Origin of the sequence: Enterobacter sp. RHBSTW-00994, from assembly GCF_013782625.1 — a bacterium.
Taxonomy (GTDB): domain Bacteria; phylum Pseudomonadota; class Gammaproteobacteria; order Enterobacterales; family Enterobacteriaceae; genus Enterobacter.
The window spans coordinates 4686012-4710966 of sequence record NZ_CP056199.1; the positions used below are offsets into that span (position 1 = coordinate 4686012).

Sequence of the window (24955 nt, forward strand, 5' to 3'; positions counted from 1 at the left end):
ATTATCCTTACTCAGACTTGCGAAAGTGTTCTGCTGCCTCTGGGCTCACGCGGGTGAACAAGCCCTGCCCTGTCAAACAGCCAATACAGCAGTTTTGCTAACAGCAAGCAGACGCCAAAAATCGCCATGAAGAAAACGACACGCGAGACAAATGAATCCAGCCCTTCTCGCGCCAGAACGATCATGTTGAAAATGGCCCCAAAACAGAAGCTATGTAAAATCGCCGCTTTGTAGCGATTTATTTCTTCATTCCCACGCGTATAAAGCCAGTCAAACCACTTGATAATCAACCCGACAGCAATTGCACCGGGCAGAATAAACCACACTCCCCCCATCACGACCAGGGAGCCAATTAATGTTGGCGAGATAGCCAGACCTGAATGGTTGTTCAGTACTTCCCAGGTAAAGTAGTTCGCCGTATTGAGCACGATGCCCGGCCGGTCCGGCCACAGCCATGTCGGAATAAAGACATAGAAATCACGCACGATGGGCGCTAACCCCTGGAAATCAATTTTATCGTAGTTTTGCAGGAGCAATGCCAGGTTTTCCCATGGCGAGAAGGTATCGCGCGTGAGATACAGGAAAGTATAAAACGCTTCATCACCGCTCACGTTCAACCCGTAACGTTTAAGCGCCAGCCAGAACATGCCGACAATCCCAAACACCCCGGCGGCAGCCAGCATCCACAGGGAGATCCAGCCGCGAATGATGCCGATAAACAGGAAGATGGCAAAGGCAATGATGATGTTAGCGCGTGTCCCCCCCACAATCATGTAGGTCAGCACGCCGAAGGCAACTGTACTGACGAGGAAAAACAGCCAGGCCTTGTAATCCTGACGCAGAAAATAGACCACCAGCATCGCCGGGATGAAGAAGTAGAAGAACCGCTTCAGAGCCACGCCTGAGACTTCAGCCGAGAAAATCTGGCTGTATGACTGCAATCTGAACAGCAAGAAACCGTTATGCATGAAGAAGATGCCCACACTCACGAGAGCAATAATCATCAGCATCACCCAGGTCAGATGCGTCTCAACTCTGTTCATCGTAAACAGTGCACGACGCGGCGCAGCATCTTTCGCAGACCGTAGCCGTGTTTTGTAGGTGACGTAATACACCGCGTAGAAACAGCTCGCAGAAAGTAACGCCTGCATCAAAATTTCAGGGGGAGCAACCCCTACGTCAAACCGGAAAACCAGAACAGCGGTCAGCGGAAAGCCAAAGTAAAAGGTCAGCAGATACAGTAGCGAAAAAAACACATTGAAGTTAAAGCGTACGCGCCGGAATTCGAACCAGGTCAGTACAGCGATGAACATCGCGCTCAGAAGCCAGACCACCAACAAGCCGCTAAATTGCAACTGGGTCATGCCTTGTCTCCTGAAGCGATACGCAGTGCGCGATGCCACGGCGAGAGATAGTTTGGGCTAAAGAAGTCGATGGTATTTTTATCCACCGATGCCAGTTGGCGCTGCGCTTCGCGCACGACTGCCTCATTGAGATCATCTGTCGTAAACAGAACCGGAAGATGCTGTTCTGCCATGTCCTGCCAGAACGGGTTGTCGCGGTTTAGCACGCAAGGTATACCCGCCTGGATCAACAGACACAACGTTCCAATCCCCTGCTGACGAGCAAAGATGAAATACCCCAGGTCGCACTTTCGCAACAGCGTAAGGTAATCATCAAATTCCAGCTTATCGCGGAGAATTTGCAAGTTCTCCGCGCTAAACAGTGCAAGACCTGAGGCCCTGACTTCCTGGATATAGGCGTCGTTATTTGCCGGATAACCCATTGGCACGATGACATTGACCGTATCACCAAACTGCTGGTGTACCGCCTTCAGCGCGGCAATATGGTCATTACTGCGATCGCCGGAGTTGCCCACCAGAATCGTCAGCTTGCCCGTACGCTGCGTGTCGTTTGCCATCGCGTTCAGTGCCGGGTTCATCCGGGTCGGGAAATAAAGCAGCTCACCACGCACATCGGGGTGCTGTTTGGCAAAATAATTGAGATCGCCGCGCGTGGCGAAAACACACCCCACCCGGCCCTGCGCCAAACGACGCAATGGGTAGAAAAGGCGGAATTTCCAGCCACGGGAAACTTCATACAGATCCGCGCCCCAGATATGCCAGCTACATTGTGAGGGCTTAATCCCGCCATTCAGCAGCGCCAGCCACAGGCCGGTATTGAACTGCCCATGGAAGAAGAAGCGCTGTTCGCGATTCGCTTTTGCTTTTGTCACCACCGCTTTTGCCAGCGCAGCCTTATCCGGCCAGAAAGTCACGTTTAGCGCCGGGTTCGCCGCGCTCAGGCCATTATCCTGGCCCGCAACCATAAACTCGCGGGCGTCGGCACTGCCGGCAGCCAGCTCATCATTGAAGAACCGCAGAACGGTCTGGTTATGGTGTGGGATATCCGATCCCAGGATGTGAATCAGTGCAGTCATGCGCGTTTACGCCAAAGTAAAAATACGCCGCAACAGGCGGCGAAATAGACAATATAGGTTGCCATATAGGCCTGTGCTGCCCCCAGTGCGCCATGCGCAGGGATCAACCAGTGAGAGAACGCAGTCAGTAGCGAAAACTGGCTGATCTCCGCCAGGATATACAACCGTAGAGACGCTTTGGCGATCACCAGATAGCCGAATACATAAGCGCCCACTTTCAATACGTCACCGACCAGTTGCCAGGCAAAGAGATCGCGCATGGCCGTAAATTTCGCAGAGAACAGCAGCCAGATGGCGACATCGCGCAGCAGCCAGACGCTAAAGCTGGCAACCGCCACGGCCGGTAACACAAAGCGCAGCGAGCGGCCTATCTCACGGGTAATCTCTTGCCGGGAGGCCAGGCGCGATAAGGTTGGCAGCAACCAGACGCTAAAGGAGGCAGTAATAAACTGAAGATAGGCATCCGAAATACTGCTTACCCCCTGCCAGATCCCCACCTCATCCCAGCTGTAATGGGCGGCCAGCAGGTTTCGCATCATCACGTAAGCGACAGGCAACGTGACAGAAGTGATGAGCGCCATCAGGGTAAATTTACCTAACTGTCCCGCCAGCGCCTTATCCCATTGAGGCTTCAGATAATGCAGCGGGATGGTCTTTCTGCGCATCAGCATAAATGCGGCCGGAATGACCACCAGAGCGGGAACCAGGGCCAAACCGAGTAACGCCCCTTCATAACCGCCCAGACGATAGCAGGCATAATAGGCAATCACCCCGATGATACTGCCCAGGATCAGCGCGAGTGCATTTCCGGCAGCATCCCGGAAACCCTTCATCAGTGCCAGCAGCAGGTTTGCCCAGGCAATCCCCATTTGAACCAGTGCAACCAGACGTACCAGTCCCTGGTAATGCGAATGACCAAATAAGCCCTGGCTAATTGGCCCGGCTGCCAGTAAAAACACGACAGCCAGTAGTGTTGAAAACCCCAACACCATGGCTGATGACGTCCCAACCACCGAACGCAATTTTGCAGCATCATCATGATGCTGTGCGACATACTTGGTCACGCCGTTAAAAATGCCCGCACCAGCCAGCACACCAAGCACCGTGACCAGTTGCCGGAAATTACCTGCCAGCCCTACACCTGAAGGGCCATACGAGACAGCCAGCAGCTTGACGACCAGTAGACCTGCGCCAATTTTTACAAGTGTGGACGCGGCGGTCCACACCGATGCTTTTGCCAGAGACATATCAGCCGAAATAACTCAGGAGGGAATTAATCACCGTGCGCTGGTTTACCGGCGCGAGGTTGTAGAACAGAGGCAAACGAAGCAAACGCTCACTTTCTTTGGTGGTGTAACGATCTTCTCCAGCAAACATACCGAAGGTTTCTCCGGCAGGGCTGGAGTGCAGCGGAATGTAATGGAATACCGCCAGAATCTCAGCTTCTTTAAGGTAAGCAATCAGATTGCTACGATCGTCGTTATCACGCAACTTGATGTAGAACATATGGGCATTGTGAACACACTCTGTCGGGACAGTCGGCAGCTCGATACGCCCGGCATTAGCCAGCGGTTCAAGCGCATCGTAATAGTTTTGCCACAGCGCCAGGCGTTGCTGATTAATACGTTCAGCCGCTTCCAACTGCGCCCACAGATAAGCGGCTTGCAGGTCCGCCATCAGGTAGCTTGAGCCAATGTCGCGCCAGGTGTACTTATCCACCTGTCCACGGAAAAACTGACTGCGGTTCGTCCCTTTTTCGCGGATCACCTCAGCACGCTCCACCAGCGTACGATCGTTAATCAGTGTCGCACCGCCTTCACCTCCGGCGGTGTAGTTCTTGGTTTCATGGAAACTAAAGCAGCCAATATGGCCAATCGTCCCCAGAGCACGCCCTTTATAGGTCGACATCACACCCTGCGCGGCATCTTCGACCACGAACAAGTTATGCTTTTTCGCGAGTGCCATAATGGTATCCATCTCGCAGGCCACGCCCGCATAATGAACCGGCACAATTGCCCGTGTTTTATCGGTAATTGCCGCTTCAATCAGCGTTTCATCGATGTTCATGGTATCCGGGCGGATATCGACAAACACGATTTTAGCCCCACGCAGAACAAAGGCGTTCGCCGTAGAAACAAAGGTATAGCTTGGCATGATCACTTCATCGCCCGGCTGGATATCCAGCAGCAGGGCAGCCATCTCCAGTGACGCCGTACAGGATGGCGTCAGCAGCACCTTAGCACTGTGAAAACGTTGCTCCATCCACTGTTGGCAGCGACGGGTAAACCCACCATCACCACAAAGCTTGCCGCTGCCCATCGCAGACTGCATATAGTCGAGCTCAGTGCCCACAACAGGAGGCGCATTAAATGGAATCATCTTGTCACCTGTATAACCAGTAAGCGGTGGCGTCAACGTTGGCCCCACTCGCAATATAACGTTTAAGCGCGGCAATATTCCCCGCCTGGGTTGCCACCCGCAGAGTCGAAAGCTGCTGTTGCTCCGCCCAGTACAACGCTGCCTGCATGAGTTTTTCCCCCATGCCTCGCCCCGCCAATAAGCCAATACGGCCTTCGCTCTCATTGAGCTTACGCAGAGAGACAAACCCCTGAATCTGACCTGCTGTGCCGCGAAAAATCAGACAAATATGATCAAACGTGCCTTTTATCGCATTCTCGATCCACTGGGCATAAAAGCGACCGCTGTCATCAGGCGCATACCAGGGCGCACGAAAACGGCTCTGCGCAAATGCCTGGGCTGCCATCTGGCGCAGTTCAGGTATATCCTGCTCCGTAGCAATTTCCGCGCCAGGTGCATCCTGATGGGTGACACAAATGGCAAGATCGACCTCACCTTCAACCAGTTGAAATCCGTGTTTTTGAAGCGCATCTAGCCAGTCAGTGCGTGTCGCCGGGATCTTGGCCTGCAAGCGTTGCCAGGGGGTGAAGTCCGACTCTGATAGCGCAGGTGCATCATTGCGCAGGCGTAAGATCGCTGAAGGCAGACCGAAAAAAGAACTTTCCCAGTGAAGAGGTTCAACGACGCCATTGAGATCACTCAACGCCACACGCCTTTTGTATCAACAACATAGTGTTGAGTAACGGCATCACCAGAGGTTGCTTTGAACTCTCTGTGATCCACCAGTAAGACCAGAATATCCGCTGTCGCCAGGGCGTTATTTAACGCCGTCAGTGTACAGCGGCCTGTCAGCTTGGCAGGTAATTCATGAATGTTCGGCTCTACAACCAGCGTTTCACCGCTGTGCCAGTCGGTAATCATCTGCACAATTTCCATTGCAGGACTTTCACGCAGGTCATCGATGTTCGGTTTGAACGCCAGGCCAAAGCAGGCAATTTTCAGTTCGTTTGCGCGTTTACCGCTCTCTGCCAGGCAGTCCGCCACCGTGGTTTTCACCTGATTCAAAACCCAGTGCGGTTTGCTGTCATTTACTTCACGCGCGGTGCGGATCAAACGCGCCTGTTCCGGGTTCTGTGCAACGATAAACCACGGGTCGACGGCGATACAGTGACCACCTACGCCCGGCCCGGGCTGGAGAATGTTTACGCGCGGATGGCGATTTGCGAGGCGAATCAATTCCCAGACGTTAATTCCCTGATCGGCGCAAATCAGTGACAGCTCGTTCGCGAAAGCAATGTTCACGTCACGGAAACTGTTCTCCGTCAGTTTGCACATTTCAGCGGTGCGGGAGTTCGTCACCACACATTCACCCTGCAAGAAAATCTTATACAGCTCACTGGCGCGCGCGGAGCAGGATGGCGTCATACCGCCAATCACGCGATCGTTTTTAATCAGCTCAACCATAACCTGCCCTGGAAGCACGCGCTCCGGGCAGTACGCGATATTGATATCCGCCTGTTCCCCCACCTGCTGTGGGAAACTTAAATCAGGACGCGCCTCTGCCAGCCACTGAGCCATCAGCTCCGTCGCGCCAACGGGAGAGGTGGATTCCAGAATCACCAGCGCCCCCTTTTTCAGTACAGGCGCAATGGATTTTGCCGCTGCCTCGACATAAACCATGTCGGGTTCATGTTCACCTTTAAACGGTGTCGGGACAGCAATCAAAAAGGCATCAGCTTCAACTGGGGTGGTACTGGCTCTCAGAAACCCACCCTCAACAGCCTGTTTGACTACGCTGCCAAGATCCGGCTCCACGATGTGGATTTCGCCACGGTTGATGGTCTCCACCGCACGCGGATTAATGTCCACACCGACAACCTGTTTTTGACGAGAGGCGAAGGCTGCCGCAGTGGGCAGACCAATGTAGCCAAGACCAATGACAGAGATGGTAGTAAAACTCATAGCGATACCTGATTGTGTTTTAGCGCGTGCAAAATACGGCCGCAAGCCAGCCCATCGCCGTAAGGGTTATGAGCGCGGCTCATTGCCTGGTATTCTTCATCATTGTGCAGTAAGCGCGTAACCTCTTCGATGATGCGGCTCGTCTCCGTTCCCACCAGACGAACCGTGCCAGCGTCTACCGCTTCAGGACGTTCAGTGGTTTCACGCATCACCAGTACGGGCTTACCAAGCGACGGCGCTTCTTCCTGAATACCACCGGAGTCGGTCAAAATTAACCAGGCGTGGTTCATCAACCAGACAAACGGCATGTAATCCTGCGGTTCGATCAGGTGTACGTTTTCCACGTGGCCCAGGATACGGTTAACCGGCTCACTGACGTTCGGATTGAGGTGTACCGGATAGACAATCTGCACATCATCATTTTGCGCGGCGATCTCTGCCAGAGCATGACAGATGTTTTCAAACCCGCTGCCAAAGCTTTCACGGCGGTGGCCCGTCACCAGAATCGTCTTCTTACCGTTAGTCAAAAACGGATAACGTTCAGTGAGCTGACTTTGCAGGCTATCATTCGCCAGCACGCGGTCCCGTACCCAAATCAGGGCGTCAATCACGGTGTTTCCGGTGACCACAATTTTGCTGTCAGCAATGTTTTCACGCAGTAAGTTCTGACGTGAATTTTCCGTTGGTGCGAAATGATACATCGCCAGATGCCCGGTGAGTGTACGGTTTGCCTCTTCCGGCCACGGAGAGTAAAGATTTCCGGTGCGTAGCCCTGCTTCAACATGGCCAACCGGGATACGTTGATAAAATGCGGCCAGGCTGGTCGCGACGGTCGTGGTGGTGTCACCATGCACCAGCACGACATCCGGCTTGAACGACTCCAGAATCGGCTTAAGCCCTTCCAGAATCCGACACGTAATTTCAGTCAATCCTTGACCCGGTTTCATAATATTCAGATCGTAATCCGGGACGATAGAAAAGAGAGTTAAGACCTGATCAAGCATCTCCCGATGCTGGGCTGTGACACAAACCTTTGCCTCAAAATCAGGATCGCTGGCCAACGCATGAACCAGAGGAGCCATTTTGATGGCCTCCGGTCTGGTTCCAAATACGGTAAGTACTTTCACATCAATTCTCTTCGATTAGCCGATGAAGGCCATCAGCCTTCATCGTAGACAGCCTTCTTAATTCACACGGCGTCGTGATAACGCCACTCCTGCGCCAATCAGCACGCCAACAATTCCCCACATAATCATCAGGAATGCTCGACGTGGACTATCGCGTTTTACTGGTTCTTCAGGCGTTCTCAAATAACGATAAGTCTGAAAACGTGGATCCAGTGTTGGACCCACATTCAGGGTATTGAGCATCGCGCGATTCTGATCGTAGTCGAGATCAAAATCTGGCCCAACTGCCTGTAGGTTTTCCAGGCGTGCCTGTAACATCGGCCGCCCAAGCAGGAACATCTCAGAATCAGGGAGTTCATCAGCCGGAACGTCCGTCTCGCTACGCGAAATATTGCGTTGTTCCGCAATTTTCAGCGCCTGTTCGATATTGTGTACCCGGCGGGCAAAAATGGCTTTTGCAACCTCTTCCTGGCGTTTTACCTGCGCTTTCGTCTGGATCGTACGTGCTGCCCACGCGCCTTTCAGTTCGTCATTCAGATGGCTTGCCGCTCGCTGGCTGGCAAACGCCACATACTGACGCAACAGGTTATTGGCATCGGTTGCCGTTTCCGCCACCAGCTTCACACTATCATTCACGTTACGCACAGCATCACCAGGCATAAACTGGATATTATTAATCATGTCATCCAGTAGCGCGGCATCCACTTTGCTGTTACCAACCATGCGCTGCTTGTAGTAATCCGTCTGGGACCAAAAGTCGCGGCGCGTGTCCCAGGAGGCCAGTTGCATAACAAACTCTTTATACGCCTCATCCATCACGGAGAGTTGATCAGCAGGTGTGAGGTTTGCCTTCACATCCAGATTACGCAAAAACTGCTGCTGCGAATAAAAACCGCCGAGCATGTTAACCGTTGGTCTGTCAGTGATAGCCGTTGCACTCCACTCTTGTTTCGCAAAAAAAGTATACGCCAGCGCGACCAGCGCGAATCCTAATGCGACACCTGCAATCCACAGCTTGCCGGCCCATAAAACGCGAAACAAGCCTCGGATATCCAGCTCATTCTCGGTCATCACTGATTTAGTTTCCGCCAACGGTTGAGTCATCACGATCCCGGTTTACTTAGTTAATGTTGGATTATTGCCACTGTTTCTACGCATTTTGCGTTTCAGGCGTTTAATGAAACGAGCCACTTTCCATGCTCGTTTTATGCAGTATCCGTACAAGAAAAATGCAGGCAAGAACAATACCAACATTACCCACTCCGGGACAAAATGAGAATATTCTGCCGCAACCCCAATACCTGCCAGAACAGCTGCAGCAAGGGTGATAAGCACAAATGCCTGACGCGACGTAAAACCTGCGCGCATAATAAGGTGATGAATATGCTGACGGTCCGGCGAGAAAGGACTCATCCCTTTACGCAAGCGGCGGTACATAATCGCAACCATATCCATCAGCGGAATGGCGATGATCCACAACGCGGTTACCGGACTGATTGGATGTGTCTTACCCTGAGTTGTTTCCAGCAAAATCCAGATAACAGTAAAGCCGATCAGAGTACTCCCCGCATCACCCATAAACACTTTGTAGCGACGTCCGAGCACACCGAGGTTGAGGCAAATATAAGGCAAGATTGCGGCGATCATCGCGAAACACCACATGGCAAGGCTCGTCTGGCCATCAAACCAAAGAATGATCCCGATGGCGGCAAAGGAAACAGATGAGAGACCGCCCAGTAAGCCGTCAATTCCATCGACCATGTTGAACGCATTAATCGCGGCCCACACGGCAAACAACGTCAGGAAATAGCCGAAAGGACCAAGAACCAGCTCCCAGGTCCCAAAAATGTAACCCAGACTGCTTAAATACAGGTTTCCCAGCACCATCATGATGACGCCAATAACCGCCTGCACCAATGCCCTGATTTTTACGCTGATATCAAATCGATCGTCGAGAGCACCCACCAACACGAGTACACCTGCACATGACAGGTACAGTGCTGCATGCGGAATATAGTAATCCGCAATGCCAAACGTGAAGCAGATACCGGCGTAAACGGAGATACCACCAACCAGTGGAATCAACCCCTGATGGCGTTTACGAAAGTTGGGTTTGTCTACCAACCCAATCGTTTTGGCCACCTTACGCGCAAGGAATAAAAAGCAGGCGGTAAACAGAAAAATACTGATTAATTCAGTAACCGCAGTGAGTAGATTCACAATCAATGCTCTCAACAAATGTTAATCACGGAAGTATAACCATGAAGCTTTAGGTCCAGAAGGATTAAAACAGGGCTTTCACATCCAGACTGCATACATTTCAATCAATTAATAACGAGGATGCAAGAGCCAAAATTGAGTATCTTCGGTAATAGCGTATAGGCCATAAAAGAAAAACGCCACGTAAAAACGTGGCGTTTGCGGGGTTTATTTCTGTTACGAGCGCTTCATCATGTCGAAGAAATCGTCGTTAGTTTTGGTCATCGCTAGCTTGTTAATGAGGAACTCCATCGCATCGATTTCGCCCATTGGGTGAATGATTTTGCGCAGGATCCACATTTTTTGCAGTTCTTCTTGCGTAGTGAGCAGCTCTTCTTTACGCGTACCGGAACGGTTGTAATCGATAGCAGGGAAGACGCGTTTTTCAGCAATTTTACGAGAGAGGTGCAGTTCCATGTTACCTGTACCTTTAAACTCTTCGTAAATAACCTCATCCATCTTAGAACCGGTGTCGATCAGCGCGGTTGCAATGATGGTCAGGCTGCCGCCCTCTTCCACGTTACGTGCAGCACCGAAGAAGCGTTTTGGACGATGCAGAGCATTCGCATCCACACCACCTGTCAATACTTTACCGGAAGCTGGAACCACGGTGTTGTAGGCACGCGCCAGACGAGTGATGGAGTCGAGCAGAATGATCACGTCTTTCTTGTGCTCAACCAGACGCTTCGCCTTCTCGATAACCATTTCGGCGACCTGAACGTGACGAGAAGCTGGTTCGTCAAAGGTAGACGCAACCACTTCACCTTTCACCAGACGCTGCATCTCGGTCACTTCTTCCGGACGTTCGTCAATCAGGAGAACCATCAACACGCAATCAGGGTGGTTGTAAGCAATGCTCTGTGCAATATTTTGCAGCAGCATCGTTTTACCCGCTTTCGGCGGCGCAACAATCAAACCACGCTGACCGCGACCAATTGGAGACGCCAGATCCAGAACGCGAGCGGTTAAGTCTTCGGTAGAACCGTTACCACGCTCCATGCGCAGACGCGAATTTGCGTGCAGCGGCGTTAAGTTTTCAAACAGGATCTTATTGCGCGAGTTTTCTGGTTTGTCGTAGTTAACTTCGTTAACTTTCAACAGCGCAAAGTAGCGTTCACCCTCTTTTGGAGGACGAATCTTACCTGAAATGGTGTCACCAGTGCGGAGGTTGAAACGGCGGATTTGGCTGGGGGATACGTAGATGTCGTCAGGGCCGGCGAGGTAGGAGCTGTCTGCAGAGCGGAGGAAACCAAATCCGTCTTGCAATATCTCCAACACACCGTCGCCAAAGATATCTTCGCCACTCTTAGCGTGCTGCTTCAGGATGGCAAAAATGATGTCCTGCTTGCGCATACGAGCCTGGTTTTCCAGTCCCATATTTTCGCCGAGAGTGATCAGCTCAGAAACCGGCGTATTCTTTAATTCGGTAAGATTCATAATGGTGTGGGTTCTTAAACTCGGGGTAATTCTCGAACTTAATGTTGTGAATGGTATGGCAGGGTCATCCATGCCTGTTAGCGGCCATCAACTCATGTCTGTTCGCTGTCTGGTCACAGGGAAAGAACGCAGATCTGAAACGACAAGACGGATTGAGTGACAAGCCCGGAATCTAGCAACTTCACGCACTGTTTTTGTCTACAACGGGAAGTATCGGGTAAAACAAGATTCAAACAACAAGGTATGTTTAAAACGAAGTCATAGCTAACTTAGCACGACTAAAGCCGGGCGTCCAGAGATCCACACAATTTTGGAACTCTGGACGCTCAGCCGAGAAACCTTACGCCAGATTAGCGTCCAGGAACTCTTTCAACTGACCTTTGGACAGTGCGCCCACTTTGGTCGCCGCCACTTCGCCGTTTTTAAACAGCAGCAGGGTTGGAATGCCACGGATGCCGTATTTCGGCGCTGTGCCCGGGTTCTGGTCGATATTCAGCTTGGCAACGGTAAGTTTGCCCTGATATTCGTCAGCGATTTCATCCAGAATCGGGGCGATCATTTTGCAAGGACCACACCATTCAGCCCAAAAATCGACGAGGATCAGCCCGTCAGCCTTAAGTACGTCCGTGTCAAAACTGTCGTCAGTCAGGTGAATAATTTTATCGCTCATATATAACTCCACAGGAATAAGCCTGGCATGTTGATTTCGCATCAATCAACGACGTGTTGATGTAGCATTAACCAACTAAAGGTTGACTTTATTTCACCGGATACGCTTTCGTAAAGCAATAGTAAGCTGATATTCTACCACACTATGAGCAAAACACATTTAACAGAACAGAAGTTTTCCGACTTCGCCCTGCACGCAAAAGTGATTGAAGCCCTTGAAACTAAAGGGTTTCATAACTGTACGCCCATTCAGGCTCTCGCACTGCCGCTGACGCTGGCAGGTCGTGACGTTGCAGGGCAGGCGCAAACCGGTACTGGCAAAACGATGGCGTTTTTAACGTCAACGTTTCATTATTTACTTTCTCACCCAGCGATTGCTGACCGCAAAGTTAACCAGCCGCGCGCGCTCATTATGGCCCCGACGCGAGAACTGGCGGTACAGATCCATGCAGACGCTGAACCGCTAGCCCAAGCCACCGGCCTGAAACTCGGCTTGGCTTATGGCGGCGACGGTTATGATAAGCAGTTGAAAGTGCTGGAAAGCGGTGTGGATATTCTGATCGGTACAACCGGTCGTCTTATCGACTACGCCAAGCAAAACCACATTAACCTGGGCGCAATTCAGGTCGTGGTGCTGGATGAAGCCGATCGTATGTACGATCTGGGCTTTATCAAAGATATCCGTTGGTTGTTCCGTCGTATGCCGCCGGCAAACCAGCGCCTGAACATGCTGTTCTCTGCAACCCTTTCCTGGCGCGTTCGCGAACTGGCGTTCGAACAAATGAACAACGCTGAGTACGTGGAAGTCGAGCCGGAACAGAAAACCGGTCATCGCATTAAAGAAGAGCTCTTCTACCCTTCCAACGAAGAGAAAATGCGTCTGCTGCAAACGTTGATCGAAGAAGAGTGGCCAGACCGTGCCATCATCTTTGCCAATACCAAGCACCGCTGTGAAGATATCTGGGGCCATCTGGCTGCAGATGGACATCGCGTAGGCCTCCTGACTGGCGACGTTGCGCAGAAAAAACGTCTGCGTATTCTGGAAGAATTTACCCGTGGCGATCTGGATATTCTCGTCGCAACAGACGTTGCTGCGCGTGGCCTGCATATTCCTGCAGTAACACACGTCTTCAACTACGATCTGCCGGATGACTGCGAAGATTACGTACACCGTATTGGTCGTACCGGTCGTGCTGGCGCGAGCGGGCACTCCATCAGCCTGGCATGTGAAGAATATGCGCTGAATCTGCCCGCTATCGAGACATACATCGGTCACTCTATCCCGGTGAGCAAATACAACCAGGAAGCGCTGTTAAGCGAACTGCCGCCGCCGAAGCGCCTTACCCGCGCCCGCTCCGGCAATGGTCCGCGCCGCTCCGGTGCACCGCGTAATCGTCGTCGTTCAGGTTAAGAAGATATGCTCAGTTCCACCTCGCTCTACGCAGCTATTGATTTAGGTTCGAATAGTTTTCATATGCTGGTTGTGCGCGAGGTGGCGGGAAGTATACAGACGCTGACGCGCATCAAGCGCAAGGTCCGCCTGGCGGCGGGCCTGAGCAGCGATAATCACCTCTCTCCTGAAGCCATGGAACGTGGCTGGCAATGTTTACGTCTTTTTGCCGAACGCTTGCAGGATATCCCTCATAATCAAATCCGTGTTGTTGCAACGGCCACTTTACGTCTGGCGGTCAACGCAGGGGATTTTATTGCCAAAGCACAAGAGATTCTGGGCTGTCCGGTACAGGTGATCAGCGGTGAGGAAGAAGCCAGGCTCATCTACCAGGGGGTTGCGCACACCACCGGAGGTGATGATCGCCGTCTGGTTGTCGATATCGGCGGAGCCAGTACCGAACTGGTAACGGGTACAGGTGCACAGGCCACATCACTGTTCAGTCTGTCGATGGGCTGCGTAACCTGGCTTGAGCGCTATTTCACTGACCGAAATCTGGGCAAAGAAAACTTCGATGAAGCAGAGAATGCCGCACGAGCAGTACTACGCCCGGTGATGGATGAGCTGCGCTATCACGGCTGGAAAGTCTGTGTTGGGGCATCAGGAACCGTACAGGCGTTGCAGGAAATCATGATGGCGCAAGGGATGGATGAGCGCATCACGCTTACCAAACTTCAGCAGCTTAAACAGCGCGCCATCCAGTGCGGACGTCTTGAAGAGCTTGAAATTGAAGGCTTGACGCTGGAACGCGCGCTGGTTTTCCCTAGCGGGCTCGCCATATTGATCGCCATTTTCACCGAGCTAAACATCCAGTGCATGACACTGGCTGGCGGAGCACTGCGTGAAGGTCTGGTCTACGGTATGCTACATCTGTCCGTTGATCAGGATATTCGTAGCCGCACGCTGCGTAATGTCCAGCGCCGTTTTATCGTCGATACCGATCAGGCACAACGTGTAGCACAGTTGGCATCACTCTTTGCCGATCAAGTTGAGGGAAGCTGGGCGCTAGAACCACTGAGCCGTGATTTGCTGCTCAGCGCCTGCGCATTGCATGAAGTCGGTCTGAGTATTGATTTTAAGCACGCCCCCACTCACGCAGCCTATCTGGTTCGTAATCTTGATTTGCCAGGATATACACCAGCACAGAAAAAACTTCTGGCGACCTTGCTGCTTAACCAGACCAGCACCGTCGATCTCTCTTCCTTGCATCAGCAAAATGCTGTGCCACCACGCGTTGCCGAGCATATGTGTCGATTGTTGCGCCTGGCGATTCTGTTTGCCAGCCGTCGTCGGGACGATCTCCTGCCAGACATTACTCTGGTTGCAGAGAACGAGGCACTGACGCTAACGCTGCCTGAAAACTGGCTAGATAATCACCCACTGGGTGCGGAACTGATTGAGCAGGAGTGCCAGTGGCAAAGCTATGTCCACTGGACGCTGAATATCAAATAACGTACCGGGAACATTCGCCGGGCAAGCATAACCCCGCCCGGCAACACACCCTTATTTCTCTTTAGCCTTCGCCAGCATCGCGCGGATATTCGCCACATTCGCCTGCCCTTTGTGCATCCGCTCTTCAGCCGTGATCACTTTACGCTCTTGCTCCCAGAGCAGATCATCCTGTGGTAATTCCAGCAGGAATCGGCTCGGCTCAGGGCGAACCAGTTCACCATACTGACGACGCTCTTTGCACAGGGTGAAAATCAGCTCTTTCTGCGCGCGGGTAATGCCGACATAAGCCAGGCGGCGCTCTTCATCGACATTATCTTCATCAATGCTGCTCTGGTGTGGCAACAGGCCCTCTTCCATTCCCACCAAATAGACGTATGGAAACTCCAGACCTTTAGAGGCATGGAGCGTCATCAACTGAACCTGATCAGCCTCTTCTTCGCTTTCGCCACGCTCCATCATATCGCGCAGCGTAAAGCGGGTAACAACCTGGGTCAGCGTCATCGGCTCATCTATCTCAGAACCTTCCAGCATCTCCGTCATCCAGCTAAACAGCTGATTGACGTTTTTCATACGCATTTCGGCTGCTTTAGGGCTGGCAGAGGTTTCGTACAACCAGGATTCATAGTCGATGCCGTGGATCAGGTCACGTACCGCCGCAACAGGCTCGCGCTCGGCCAGGCGCTGCACCTCACCAAGCCACTGCGTAAAACGGGTTAAAGATTCATACCCACGCCCAGTCAGCGTCTGGCTTAACCCCATATCGAAACTGGCAGTGAAGAGGCTTTTGTTACGGGTCATCGCCCATTCGCCCAGTTTTTGCAGCGTTGCAGGGCCTATTTCCCGCTTTGGCGTATTCACGATACGCAAAAATGCACTGTCATCATCCGGGTTGGTGAGTACACGCAAATAGGCCAGCAAGTCTTTGATTTCAGGCCGGGAGAAAAACGATGTTCCACCTGAAATTTTGTACGGAATGCGGTTTTGCATCAGCATCTTTTCAAAGACGCGGGACTGGTGGTTACCGCGATACAGGATCGCGTAATCCTTATAGTCGGTTTTATTGACGAAATGATGGGCAATCAGTTCGCCAGTCACGCGTTCTGCTTCGTGATCTTCGTTATTGGCACTGAGTACCTTCAGCTCCTTGCCGTATCCCAGCTCAGAGAAAAGACGTTTTTCGAACACGTGCGGGTTATTGGCAATCAGGATATTCGCCGCTTTCAAAATACGCCCGGATGAACGATAGTTCTGCTCCAGCTTAATCACCTGAAGTGCCGGAAAATCTTTGCTCAGCAGTACCAGATTTTGCGGGCGAGCACCACGCCAGGAGTAAATCGACTGGTCATCATCCCCCACCACGGTGAAACGTGCACGTTGCCCCACCAACAGCTTAACCAGTTCGTACTGGCTGGTGTTGGTATCCTGATATTCATCCACCAGCAGATAGCGAATTTTGTTCTGCCAGCGTTCGCGTACCTCTTCATTACGTTGTAGCAGAAGCGTAGGCAGCAGGATCAGGTCGTCAAAATCCAGGACGTTACAGGCTTTCAGGTGCGCATCATACAAACCGTAGCAATGCGCGAAGATCCTGTCGCGCTCGCCCTTCGCACTCGCGGCAGCCTGTGTGGGTGTCATTAGATCGTTTTTCCAGTTGGAGATCGTCGAGATCAGCTGCTGAAGCACCACCTTATCGTCTTCGATCAACCCCTCTGTTAACTCTTTGAGCAACGCCGTCTGATCGGTGTCATCGAACAGTGAGAAGTTCGATTTCATCCCCAGGGCGGCATATTCGCGTTTGATGATATCCAGGCCCAGTGTATGAAACGTGGAGATCATCAACCCACGCGCTTCTTTGCGCCCGAGAGTTTGACCTACACGCTCTTTCATCTCGCGCGCGGCTTTATTGGTAAAGGTGACCGCTGCAATATGGCGAGCCTGATAGCCACAGCCTCGAATTAAGTGCGCGATTTTATTGGTAATAACACGTGTTTTACCGGAGCCAGCCCCTGCCAGCACCAGGCAAGGTCCAGTAACGAATTCGACCGCTTGTTGTTGTCCAGGGTTTAAACGCATGGGAATATTGCTCAATCTTCGAACGGGGTGTGGATTGTAGCAGAAAGCCGGACGCAGATTTACCGGCTAATGATAAAGTGAGAAAAACGCGTTTAATCCTGAGAGCAGAACCATGGTAAAGACCGCAGCAGCCCTGCACATTCTGGTAAAAGAAGAAAAACTGGCGCAGGAGATCCTCGCGAAGCTGGAACGAGGGATCAGTTTTGATCATCTGGCTAAACGTTACTCGAAATGCCCATCGGGGCGTAACGGTGGTGATTTGGGCGAATTTAAACAGGGCGCAATGGTCGGCCCCTTTGATCAGGCAGTATTTAGTTGCCCACTTCTGAAACCCTACGGCCCTGTCAAAACCAAGTTCGGTTACCACATCATTAAGGTGCTGTATCGCCGCTGACGCATGCTACTATTGCGCCCTGATTTATCTCAACCTCATTTCAAGGCGCGATCATGGCGAAAACAGCGGCAGCAATGCACATCCTGGTTAAAGAAGAGAAACTGGCCCTCGACCTGCTGGAACAGATTAAAAACGGCGGTGATTTCGAGAAGCTGGCGAAAAAACATTCCACTTGCCCGTCTGGTAAAAAAGGCGGTCACTTAGGTGAATTCCGTCAGGGCCAGATGGTTCCGGCGTTCGATAAAGTGGTGTTCTCTTGCCCGGTGCTGGAACCAACCGGCCCGCTGCATACCCAGTTCGGCTACCACATCATTAAAGTGCTGTACCGTAACTAAGCAAAAAGGCCTTCTCACTGAGAAGGCCTTTTCTATTTTCATCCTCTCTCAACGCAAGAGGGATGGAGTGAGGACATTCGTCCCCACCGGTCAGTCTTACCCTGCTACTGCGATACGTTTCATATCGGTCATGTAGCCACGCAGTTTGTGGCCCACGCTTTCAATAGCATGGCTGCGAATCGCTTCATTCACATCACGCAGCTGCGCGTTATCGACTGCACCTTCCGCAATCGCTTTGCCCAGATCGCCCGCTTGCAGGGTGGTCATGAACTCTTTCAGCAGCGGCACACATGCGTAAGAGAACAGGTAGTTACCGTATTCAGCAGTATCTGAGATAACCACGTTCATTTCGTACAGACGCTTACGGGCAATGGTGTTCGCAATCAGCGGCAGTTCGTGCAGTGATTCATAGTAAGCAGACTCTTCAATAATGCCGGAATCAACCATGGTTTCGAATGCCAGCTCAACGCCCGCTTTCACCATCGCGATCATCAGCACGCCTTTATCGAAGTACTCTTGCTCGCTGATTTTACCGTCAAACTGTGCGGCGGTTTCAAACGCGGTTTTACCGGTTTCTTCGCGCCAGGTCAGCAGTTTCTTATCGTCATTTGCCCAGTCAGCCATCATCCCGGAGGAGAATTCACCGGAGATGATATCGTCCATATGTTTCTGGAACAGTGGAGCCATGATCTCTTTCAGTTGTTCAGACAGCGCATAAGCGCGCAGTTTCGCTGGGTTGGACAGACGATCCATCATCAGCGTGATGCCACCCTGTTTCAGCGCTTCGGTGATGGTTTCCCAGCCGAACTGAATCAGTTTTTCTGCATATGCCGGGTCTGTCCCTTCTTCCACCAGCTTGTCGAAGCACAGCAGAGAACCTGCCTGCAACATACCACACAGGATGGTCTGCTCGCCCATCAGGTCAGATTTCACTTCGGCAACGAAGGATGATTCCAGAACACCCGCGCGGTGACCACCCGTTGCAGCAGCCCAGGCTTTGGCAATCGCCATCCCTTCGCCTTTCGGATCGTTTTCCGGGTGAACGGCAATCAGCGTTGGAACACCGAAACCACGTTTGTATTCTTCACGAACTTCAGTACCAGGGCATTTTGGCGCAACCATCACCACGGTGATGTCTTTACGGATCTGCTCGCCGACTTCCACAATGTTGAAACCGTGAGAGTAGCCCAGCGCTGCACCGTCTTTCATCAGCGGCTGAACGGAACGCACAACGTCAGAGTGCTGTTTGTCTGGCGTCAGGTTAACCACCAGATCAGCCTGTGGGATCAGCTCTTCGTAGGTCCCTACTTTGAAGCCGTTTTCAGTGGCTTTACGCCAGGAAGCACGCTTCTCAGCAATCGCTTCTTTACGCAGAGCGTAGGAGATATCCAGACCAGAATCACGCATGTTCAGACCCTGGTTCAGGCCCTGAGCGCCACAGCCAACGATGACCACTTTTTTACCCTGAAGGTAGCTTGCGCCATCAGCAAATTCGTCGCGCGCCATGAAGCGACATTTGCCCAACTGAGCCAGCTGCTGGCGCAGGTTCAACGTATTAAAGTAGTTAGCCATGGGTGATACCTCGTGATGTTGTGTCGTGCTTATTGTTCGGTTCGCTTATGCGAGAATGAACTTACTATATGACAGGAAATTTATTGCGGAAATTGATATATTCACAACGTCACGTTGCAATTTATGCAATATAAAACGGTGGGGTGGAATCGGTGGATTTACGCGATCTAAAAATGTTTCTGCATCTGACGGAAAGCCGTCACTTTGGCCGCAGCGCCCGGGCGATGCACGTCAGCCCTTCAACACTTTCTCGCCAGATCCAGCGTCTGGAAGAGGATCTCGGCCAGCCGTTATTCGTCCGCGACAACCGCACCGTAACCCTCACAGAAGCCGGTGAAGAACTTCGCACTTTCGCCCAGCAAACCCTGCTGCAATACCAGCAGTTACGTCACACCATCGACCAGCAGGGTCCCTCGCTCTCTGGCGAACTCCATATTTTCTGTTCAGTCACCGCCGCCTACAGCCACCTGCCGCCGATTCTTGACCGCTTTCGTGCCGAGCATCCCTCCGTGGAAATCAAACTCACCACCGGTGATGCTGCCGATGCGATGGAAAAAGTCGTGACGGGTGAAGCGGATCTCGCCATTGCGGGGAAACCGGAAACGCTGCCGGGCGCAGTGGCATTTTCAATGCTGGAAAACCTGGCGGTAGTGTTGATCGCACCGGCTCTGCCTTGCCCGGTACGCAATCAGGTCTCTGTAGAAAAACCAGACTGGTCAACCGTGCCTTTTATCATGGCCGATCAGGGGCCTGTTCGCCGTCGAATTGAGCTGTGGTTCCGTCGCCAGAAAATCAGTAATCCATCCATCTACGCCACCGTGGGAGGCCATGAGGCGATGGTATCAATGGTCGCACTCGGCTGCGGCGTGGCGCTGCTGCCGGAAGTCGTGCTGGAAAATAGCCCTGAACCGGTGCGCAATCGTGTGATGATACTGGATCGCAGCGACGAAAAAACACCGTTTGAGCTTGGTGTGTGCGCACAAAAAAAGCGGCTACAGGAGCCGCTTATTGACGCATTCTGGCAAATCCTGCCAAATCACTAACCCGCAAGAAAGAACCTGAATGCCGGGTTATGAGTCTCATCGTGACAATCATAGCCCAGCTCGTTCAGCCGCGTTTCAAAATCCGGTTCGTGTTCACCCAGTTCGAAAGCTGCCAGCACGCGACCGTAATCCGTACCGTGGCTACGGTAGTGGAACAGAGAGATGTTCCAGTGCGTGCCCAGCGTATGCAGGAACTTAAGCAATGCACCCGGTGATTCCGGGAACTCAAAGCTGAACAAACGTTCCTGTAACGGTTTCGACGGACGCCCACCCACCATGTAGCGGACATGGAGCTTCGCCATTTCATCGTCAGACAGATCCACCACGCTGTAACCGCCTTCGTGCAGTAAGCTGAGGATCTCTTTACGCTCTTCCAGACCACGGCTCAGGCGCACACCGACAAAAATGCAGGCATCTTTAGCATCGGCAAACCGGTAGTTAAACTCCGTCACCGAGCGCCCACCCAGCAACTGGCAGAATTTCAGGAAACTGCCCTTCTCTTCAGGGATGGTCACGGCCAACAACGCTTCACGCTGCTCGCCCAGCTCGCAACGCTCTGAAACGTAACGTAGACCATGGAAATTAACATTCGCCCCAGACAACACATGTGCCAGCCGTTCGCCACGTATGTTGTGTTGAGCAACGTATTTTTTCATTCCTGCCAGGGCAAGCGCGCCTGAAGGCTCCGCCACCGCACGAACGTCCTCGAACAGATCTTTCATTGCGGCACAAATAGCATCGCTATCGACGGTGATGATGTCGTCAAGATACTCCTGGCACAGACGGAAGGTCTCATCGCCGATGCGTTTGACTGCTACACCTTCAGCAAATAACCCCACACGCGGCAGATCTACCGGATGCCCGGCGTCCAGGGCTGCTTTCAGGCAGGCTGAATCTTCAGCTTCCACAGCAATCACTTTGATTTGCGGCATCAACTGTTTGATCAGCACTGCGACACCCGCCGCCAGGCCACCACCACCTACCGGGACAAACACCCGATCGAGATGAGCATCTTGCTGAAGCAGTTCAAGCGCCAGCGTACCTTGTCCGGCAATCACCATCGGGTGATCAAAAGGAGGAACCCAGGTAAAACCCTGCTGCTGCGCCAGCTCAATAGCCTTTGCTTTCGCTTCGTCGAAATTGGCCCCGTGGAGTAAGACCTCACCACCAAAACCACGCACAGCATCGACTTTAATATCGGCTGTCGCCACTGGCATGACGATCAGGGCTTTCAGCCCCAAACGCGAGGAGGAGAACGCAACACCCTGAGCGTGATTGCCTGCCGAGGCCGTAATAACGCCTCGTGCTTTTTGCTCATCAGTCAGCCCTGCCATCATCGCGTATGCCCCGCGCAGCTTGAAGCTATGGACTGGCTGGCGGTCTTCACGCTTCACCAGAATCACGTTATCGAGGCGTGACGAGAGCTTTTCCATTTTCTGCAGCGGTGTAACTTGCACTGCTTCGTAGACCGGCGCACGTAGCACCGCCCGGAGATATTCCGCCCCCTCAGGGGCGGCGGATAAGGGTTGTGATTCGGCCATCATTAGCCCCCAAGTTTGGATTTATCGCGCACCGCACCTTTATCTGCACTGGTGGCAAGGCTGGCATAAGCACGCAGAGCAAAGGAAACTTCACGCTGACGATCTTTCGGCGTCCAGGCTTTATCACCTCGCGCCTCTTGCGCTTCACGGCGGGCTGCAATTTCCTGATCGCTCAGTTTCAACTGGATACCGCGGTTTGGAATATCGATTTCAATCAGGTCGCCATCTTCGATAATCGCGATATTGCCGCCGCTTGCGGCTTCTGGAGAGACGTGACCAATAGAAAGTCCAGATGTGCCGCCAGAAAAACGACCGTCAGTGATCAATGCACAGGCTTTGCCGAGCCCCATCGATTTCAGGAAGGTGGTTGGGTAGAGCATTTCCTGCATCCCCGGCCCGCCTTTTGGCCCTTCGTAGCGGATCACCACGACATCACCGGCCACCACTTTACCGCCGAGAATGGCTTCAACCGCGTCGTCCTGGCTTTCATACACTTTCGCCGGACCGGTAAATTTCAGGATGCTGTCATCCACACCCGCCGTTTTGACGATGCAGCCGTTTTCCGCGAAGTTGCCGTACAGAACTGCCAGGCCGCCATCTTTGCTGTACGCATGTTCCAGTGAACGGATGCACCCTTCAGCACGATCGTCATCCAGCGTGTCCCAGCGGCAATCTTGTGAGAACGCCTGGGTTGTACGGATGCCAGCTGGGCCCGCACGGAACATCTTTTTCACCGCATCGTCTTTAGTCAGCATCACATCGTATTGGTCCAGCGACTCTGGCAGCGTCAGACCGAGTACGTTTTTCACTTCACGGTTCATCAACCCGGCACGATCCAATTCCCCCAAAATACCCAACACGCCACCGGCACGATGGACGTCTTCCATATGGTATTTCTGGGTACTTGGCGCAACTTTACACAACTGTGGCACTTTGCGGGAGAGTTTGTCGATATCGCTCATGGTGAAGTCGATTTCCGCTTCCTGCGCGGCAGCCAGCAAGTGCAGAACGGTGTTGGTGGAACCGCCCATGGCGATATCCAGCGTCATGGCGTTTTCAAATGCAGATTTGCTGGCGATATTACGCGGCAGCGCACTTTCATCATCTTGCTCGTAGTAACGTTTGGTCAGTTCAACAATGCGTTTACCGGCATTAAGGAACAGCTGTTTACGATCGGCGTGCGTAGCCAGCAGTGAACCGTTACCCGGCTGAGACAAACCTAACGCTTCTGTCAGACAGTTCATGGAGTTGGCGGTGAACATACCGGAACACGAACCGCAGGTCGGACAGGCAGAGCGTTCCACTTGCTCGCTTTGTTCATCAGACACTTTCGGGTCCGCGCCCTGAATCATCGCATCGACAAGGTCAAGCTTGATGATTTTATCGGAGAGCTTGGTTTTACCCGCCTCCATTGGACCACCAGAGACAAAGATGACAGGAATGTTCAGACGCAGAGAGGCCATCAGCATCCCTGGGGTGATTTTGTCACAGTTGGAGATACAGACCATCGCATCGGCACAGTGGGCGTTGACCATGTACTCGACCGAGTCGGCGATCAACTCGCGCGACGGCAGTGAATAAAGCATGCCCCCGTGGCCCATCGCGATACCGTCATCCACAGCGATGGTGTTGAACTCTTTCGCCACACCGCCAGAGGCTTCGATTTGCTCCGCAACCAATTTACCCAAATCGCGCAGGTGTACGTGGCCGGGAACAAACTGGGTAAAGGAGTTCACCACAGCGATAATCGGTTTGCCAAAATCGGCGTCGGTCATTCCGGTAGCGCGCCACAGCGCGCGGGCTCCCGCCATATTACGACCGTGGGTGGTGGTGGCAGAACGATACTTAGGCATGCTTTATTTACTCCCGTCTATCTATTAAATGGGACGGTGCGTGCCGTCCCATATTTATACTTAGTGATTAACCTGATCCAACCAGCCGTATTTATCTTCCGTTTCACCGGTAAAGAGGCCAAAGAATGCTTGCTGAATACGCTTCGTTACAGGGCCACAACGACCTTCACCAACCTGAATGCCATCGACGCTACGTACCGGGGTGATTTCTGCCGCCGTACCGGACATGAAGACTTCGTCCGCCAGATAGAGCGATTCACGTGACAGCACTTGCTCACGCACTTCGATATTCAAATCTTTTGCCAGCTTGATGATCGCATCACGAGTGATACCTGGCAGCGCAGAGGAGGTGAATGGCGGTGTGAACAGAATGCCATCTTTCACTTCGAACAGGTTTTCACCCGCACCTTCAGAGATATAGCCATTTACATCCAGAGCGATACCTTCCTGATAGCCATGACGACGCGCTTCACTGCCAACCAGCAGTGAGGAGAGGTAGTTGCCACCGGCTTTTGCCGCCGTTGGGATGGTATTTGGCGCGACACGATTCCAGGAAGAAACCATTGCGTCGATCCCCTGATCCAGTGCTTCAGCACCCAGGTAGGCGCCCCACGGGAACGCGGCAATGATCACATCCGTGGTGTAGCCCGCTGGCGGGTTAACGCCCATGCCCACATCACCGACAAACACCAATGGACGGATGTAGGCGCTGGTCAGGTTGTTTTTGCGAATCACTTCGCGGCACGCTTCCATCAGCTCATCAACGCTTTGGGAAACCGGGAAACGATAAATTTTGGCTGAGTCATGCAGACGTTGCATGTGTTCACGATGGCGGAACACCACTGGTCCTTTGTGAGAGTCGTAGCAACGGATGCCTTCGAATACAGACGTACCGTAATGCAGCGCATGGGACATCACGTGGACTTTCGCGTCCTCCCAGCGAACCATCTCACCATTGAACCAAATGTAATCAGCTTTTTTCGTCGTCAT

21 protein-coding genes are annotated in these 24955 nt (G+C 52.6%); 5 read left to right on the forward strand and 16 right to left on the reverse strand.

Features of this window, described 5'->3' with window-relative positions; all coding sequences use genetic code 11:
* Window positions 1-11 precede the first annotated feature (11 nt).
* From wzyE to trxA, 11 genes are all read right to left on the reverse strand, one after another.
* Window positions 12-1364 (reverse strand): ECA oligosaccharide polymerase, encoded by a 1353-nt coding sequence (gene wzyE / locus HV346_RS22375; protein ID WP_181621412.1) that lies wholly within the window; start codon window positions 1362-1364, stop codon window positions 12-14.
* Window positions 1361-2440 carry a TDP-N-acetylfucosamine:lipid II N-acetylfucosaminyltransferase gene (locus HV346_RS22380; protein ID WP_181621413.1) on the reverse strand — a complete coding sequence of 360 codons (1080 nt, stop codon included), beginning with the start codon at window positions 2438-2440 and terminating at the stop codon, window positions 1361-1363. The genes wzyE and HV346_RS22380 overlap by 4 nt, the downstream gene beginning before the upstream one ends.
* Window positions 2437-3687 carry a lipid III flippase WzxE gene (gene wzxE / locus HV346_RS22385; RefSeq protein ID WP_181621415.1) on the reverse strand — a complete coding sequence of 417 codons (1251 nt, stop codon included), beginning with the start codon at window positions 3685-3687 and terminating at the stop codon, window positions 2437-2439. The genes HV346_RS22380 and wzxE overlap by 4 nt, the downstream gene beginning before the upstream one ends.
* 1 nt (window position 3688) lies before the next feature.
* Window positions 3689-4819 carry a dTDP-4-amino-4,6-dideoxygalactose transaminase gene (gene rffA / locus HV346_RS22390; protein WP_181621416.1) on the reverse strand — a complete coding sequence of 377 codons (1131 nt, stop codon included), beginning with the start codon at window positions 4817-4819 and terminating at the stop codon, window positions 3689-3691.
* 4 nt (window positions 4820-4823) lie between these two features.
* Window positions 4824-5501 (reverse strand): dTDP-4-amino-4,6-dideoxy-D-galactose acyltransferase, encoded by a 678-nt coding sequence (gene rffC / locus HV346_RS22395; protein ID WP_181621417.1) that lies wholly within the window; start codon window positions 5499-5501, stop codon window positions 4824-4826.
* Window positions 5498-6760 carry a UDP-N-acetyl-D-mannosamine dehydrogenase gene (wecC, locus tag HV346_RS22400; protein WP_181621418.1) on the reverse strand — a complete coding sequence of 421 codons (1263 nt, stop codon included), beginning with the start codon at window positions 6758-6760 and terminating at the stop codon, window positions 5498-5500. Before wecC ends, rffC begins: the two co-directional genes overlap by 4 nt.
* The gene (wecB, locus tag HV346_RS22405; protein ID WP_181621419.1) at window positions 6757-7887 is read right to left on the reverse strand and encodes a UDP-N-acetylglucosamine 2-epimerase (non-hydrolyzing); all 1131 of its coding nucleotides are present in this window, start codon (window positions 7885-7887) and stop codon (window positions 6757-6759) included. Before wecB ends, wecC begins: the two co-directional genes overlap by 4 nt.
* Before the next feature lie 57 nt (window positions 7888-7944).
* Window positions 7945-8991, reverse strand: coding sequence for an ECA polysaccharide chain length modulation protein (wzzE, locus tag HV346_RS22410; RefSeq protein WP_181621420.1), 1047 nt, complete (start codon window positions 8989-8991; stop codon window positions 7945-7947).
* Between the two features lie 12 nt (window positions 8992-9003).
* On the reverse strand, window positions 9004-10107 hold the full coding sequence (gene wecA, locus HV346_RS22415; RefSeq protein ID WP_181621421.1) for a UDP-N-acetylglucosamine--undecaprenyl-phosphate N-acetylglucosaminephosphotransferase: 1104 nt from the start codon (window positions 10105-10107) through the stop codon (window positions 9004-9006).
* A 216-nt stretch (window positions 10108-10323) separates the two neighbouring features.
* On the reverse strand, window positions 10324-11583 hold the full coding sequence (gene rho / locus HV346_RS22420) for a transcription termination factor Rho (protein ID WP_001054528.1): 1260 nt from the start codon (window positions 11581-11583) through the stop codon (window positions 10324-10326).
* Window positions 11584-11923: 340 nt separating this feature from the next.
* On the reverse strand, window positions 11924-12253 hold the full coding sequence (trxA, locus tag HV346_RS22425; RefSeq protein ID WP_006179218.1) for a thioredoxin TrxA: 330 nt from the start codon (window positions 12251-12253) through the stop codon (window positions 11924-11926).
* 144 nt (window positions 12254-12397) lie between these two features.
* Here trxA and rhlB point away from each other — a divergent pair, with 144 nt between their 5' ends.
* On the forward strand, window positions 12398-13663 hold the full coding sequence (gene rhlB, locus HV346_RS22430) for an ATP-dependent RNA helicase RhlB (RefSeq protein ID WP_181621423.1): 1266 nt from the start codon (window positions 12398-12400) through the stop codon (window positions 13661-13663).
* A gap of 6 nt (window positions 13664-13669) precedes the next feature.
* The gene (gene gppA, locus HV346_RS22435; protein WP_181621425.1) at window positions 13670-15154 is read left to right on the forward strand and encodes a guanosine-5'-triphosphate,3'-diphosphate diphosphatase; all 1485 of its coding nucleotides are present in this window, start codon (window positions 13670-13672) and stop codon (window positions 15152-15154) included.
* 51 nt (window positions 15155-15205) lie between these two features.
* Here gppA and rep read toward each other — a convergent pair whose 3' ends face one another.
* Window positions 15206-17227: a DNA helicase Rep gene (rep, locus tag HV346_RS22440; RefSeq protein ID WP_181621426.1), complete on the reverse strand. Its 2022-nt coding sequence runs from the start codon at window positions 17225-17227 to the stop codon at window positions 15206-15208.
* Window positions 17228-17339: 112 nt separating this feature from the next.
* On the opposite strand from rep, the gene ppiC (HV346_RS22445) reads away from it, so the two are divergent.
* Entirely contained in the window at window positions 17340-17621 is a 282-nt protein-coding gene (ppiC, locus tag HV346_RS22445; protein WP_181621428.1) for a peptidylprolyl isomerase PpiC, read from the forward strand.
* 53 nt (window positions 17622-17674) lie between these two features.
* Entirely contained in the window at window positions 17675-17956 is a 282-nt protein-coding gene (ppiC, locus tag HV346_RS22450; RefSeq protein WP_024555327.1) for a peptidylprolyl isomerase PpiC, read from the forward strand.
* Window positions 17957-18052: 96 nt separating this feature from the next.
* Here the strand turns inward: ppiC (HV346_RS22450) and ilvC are convergent, their stop codons facing one another.
* The gene (gene ilvC, locus HV346_RS22455; protein ID WP_181621430.1) at window positions 18053-19528 is read right to left on the reverse strand and encodes a ketol-acid reductoisomerase; all 1476 of its coding nucleotides are present in this window, start codon (window positions 19526-19528) and stop codon (window positions 18053-18055) included.
* Window positions 19529-19680: 152 nt separating this feature from the next.
* Between ilvC and ilvY the strand changes: the two genes are divergently transcribed.
* Entirely contained in the window at window positions 19681-20571 is an 891-nt protein-coding gene (gene ilvY, locus HV346_RS22460) for an HTH-type transcriptional activator IlvY (protein WP_181621432.1), read from the forward strand.
* Here the strand turns inward: ilvY and ilvA are convergent.
* Genes ilvA through ilvE form a run of 3 tightly spaced genes read right to left on the reverse strand, consistent with a single transcriptional unit; the run spans window position 20568 to window position 24955 of the window.
* Window positions 20568-22112: a threonine ammonia-lyase, biosynthetic gene (ilvA, locus tag HV346_RS22465; protein WP_181623858.1), complete on the reverse strand. Its 1545-nt coding sequence runs from the start codon at window positions 22110-22112 to the stop codon at window positions 20568-20570. The genes ilvY and ilvA overlap by 4 nt on opposite strands.
* A 2-nt stretch (window positions 22113-22114) precedes the next feature.
* Entirely contained in the window at window positions 22115-23965 is a 1851-nt protein-coding gene (gene ilvD / locus HV346_RS22470; protein ID WP_181621433.1) for a dihydroxy-acid dehydratase, read from the reverse strand.
* Window positions 23966-24025: 60 nt separating this feature from the next.
* Window positions 24026-24955 carry a branched-chain-amino-acid transaminase gene (gene ilvE, locus HV346_RS22475; RefSeq protein ID WP_181621435.1) on the reverse strand — a complete coding sequence of 310 codons (930 nt, stop codon included), beginning with the start codon at window positions 24953-24955 and terminating at the stop codon, window positions 24026-24028.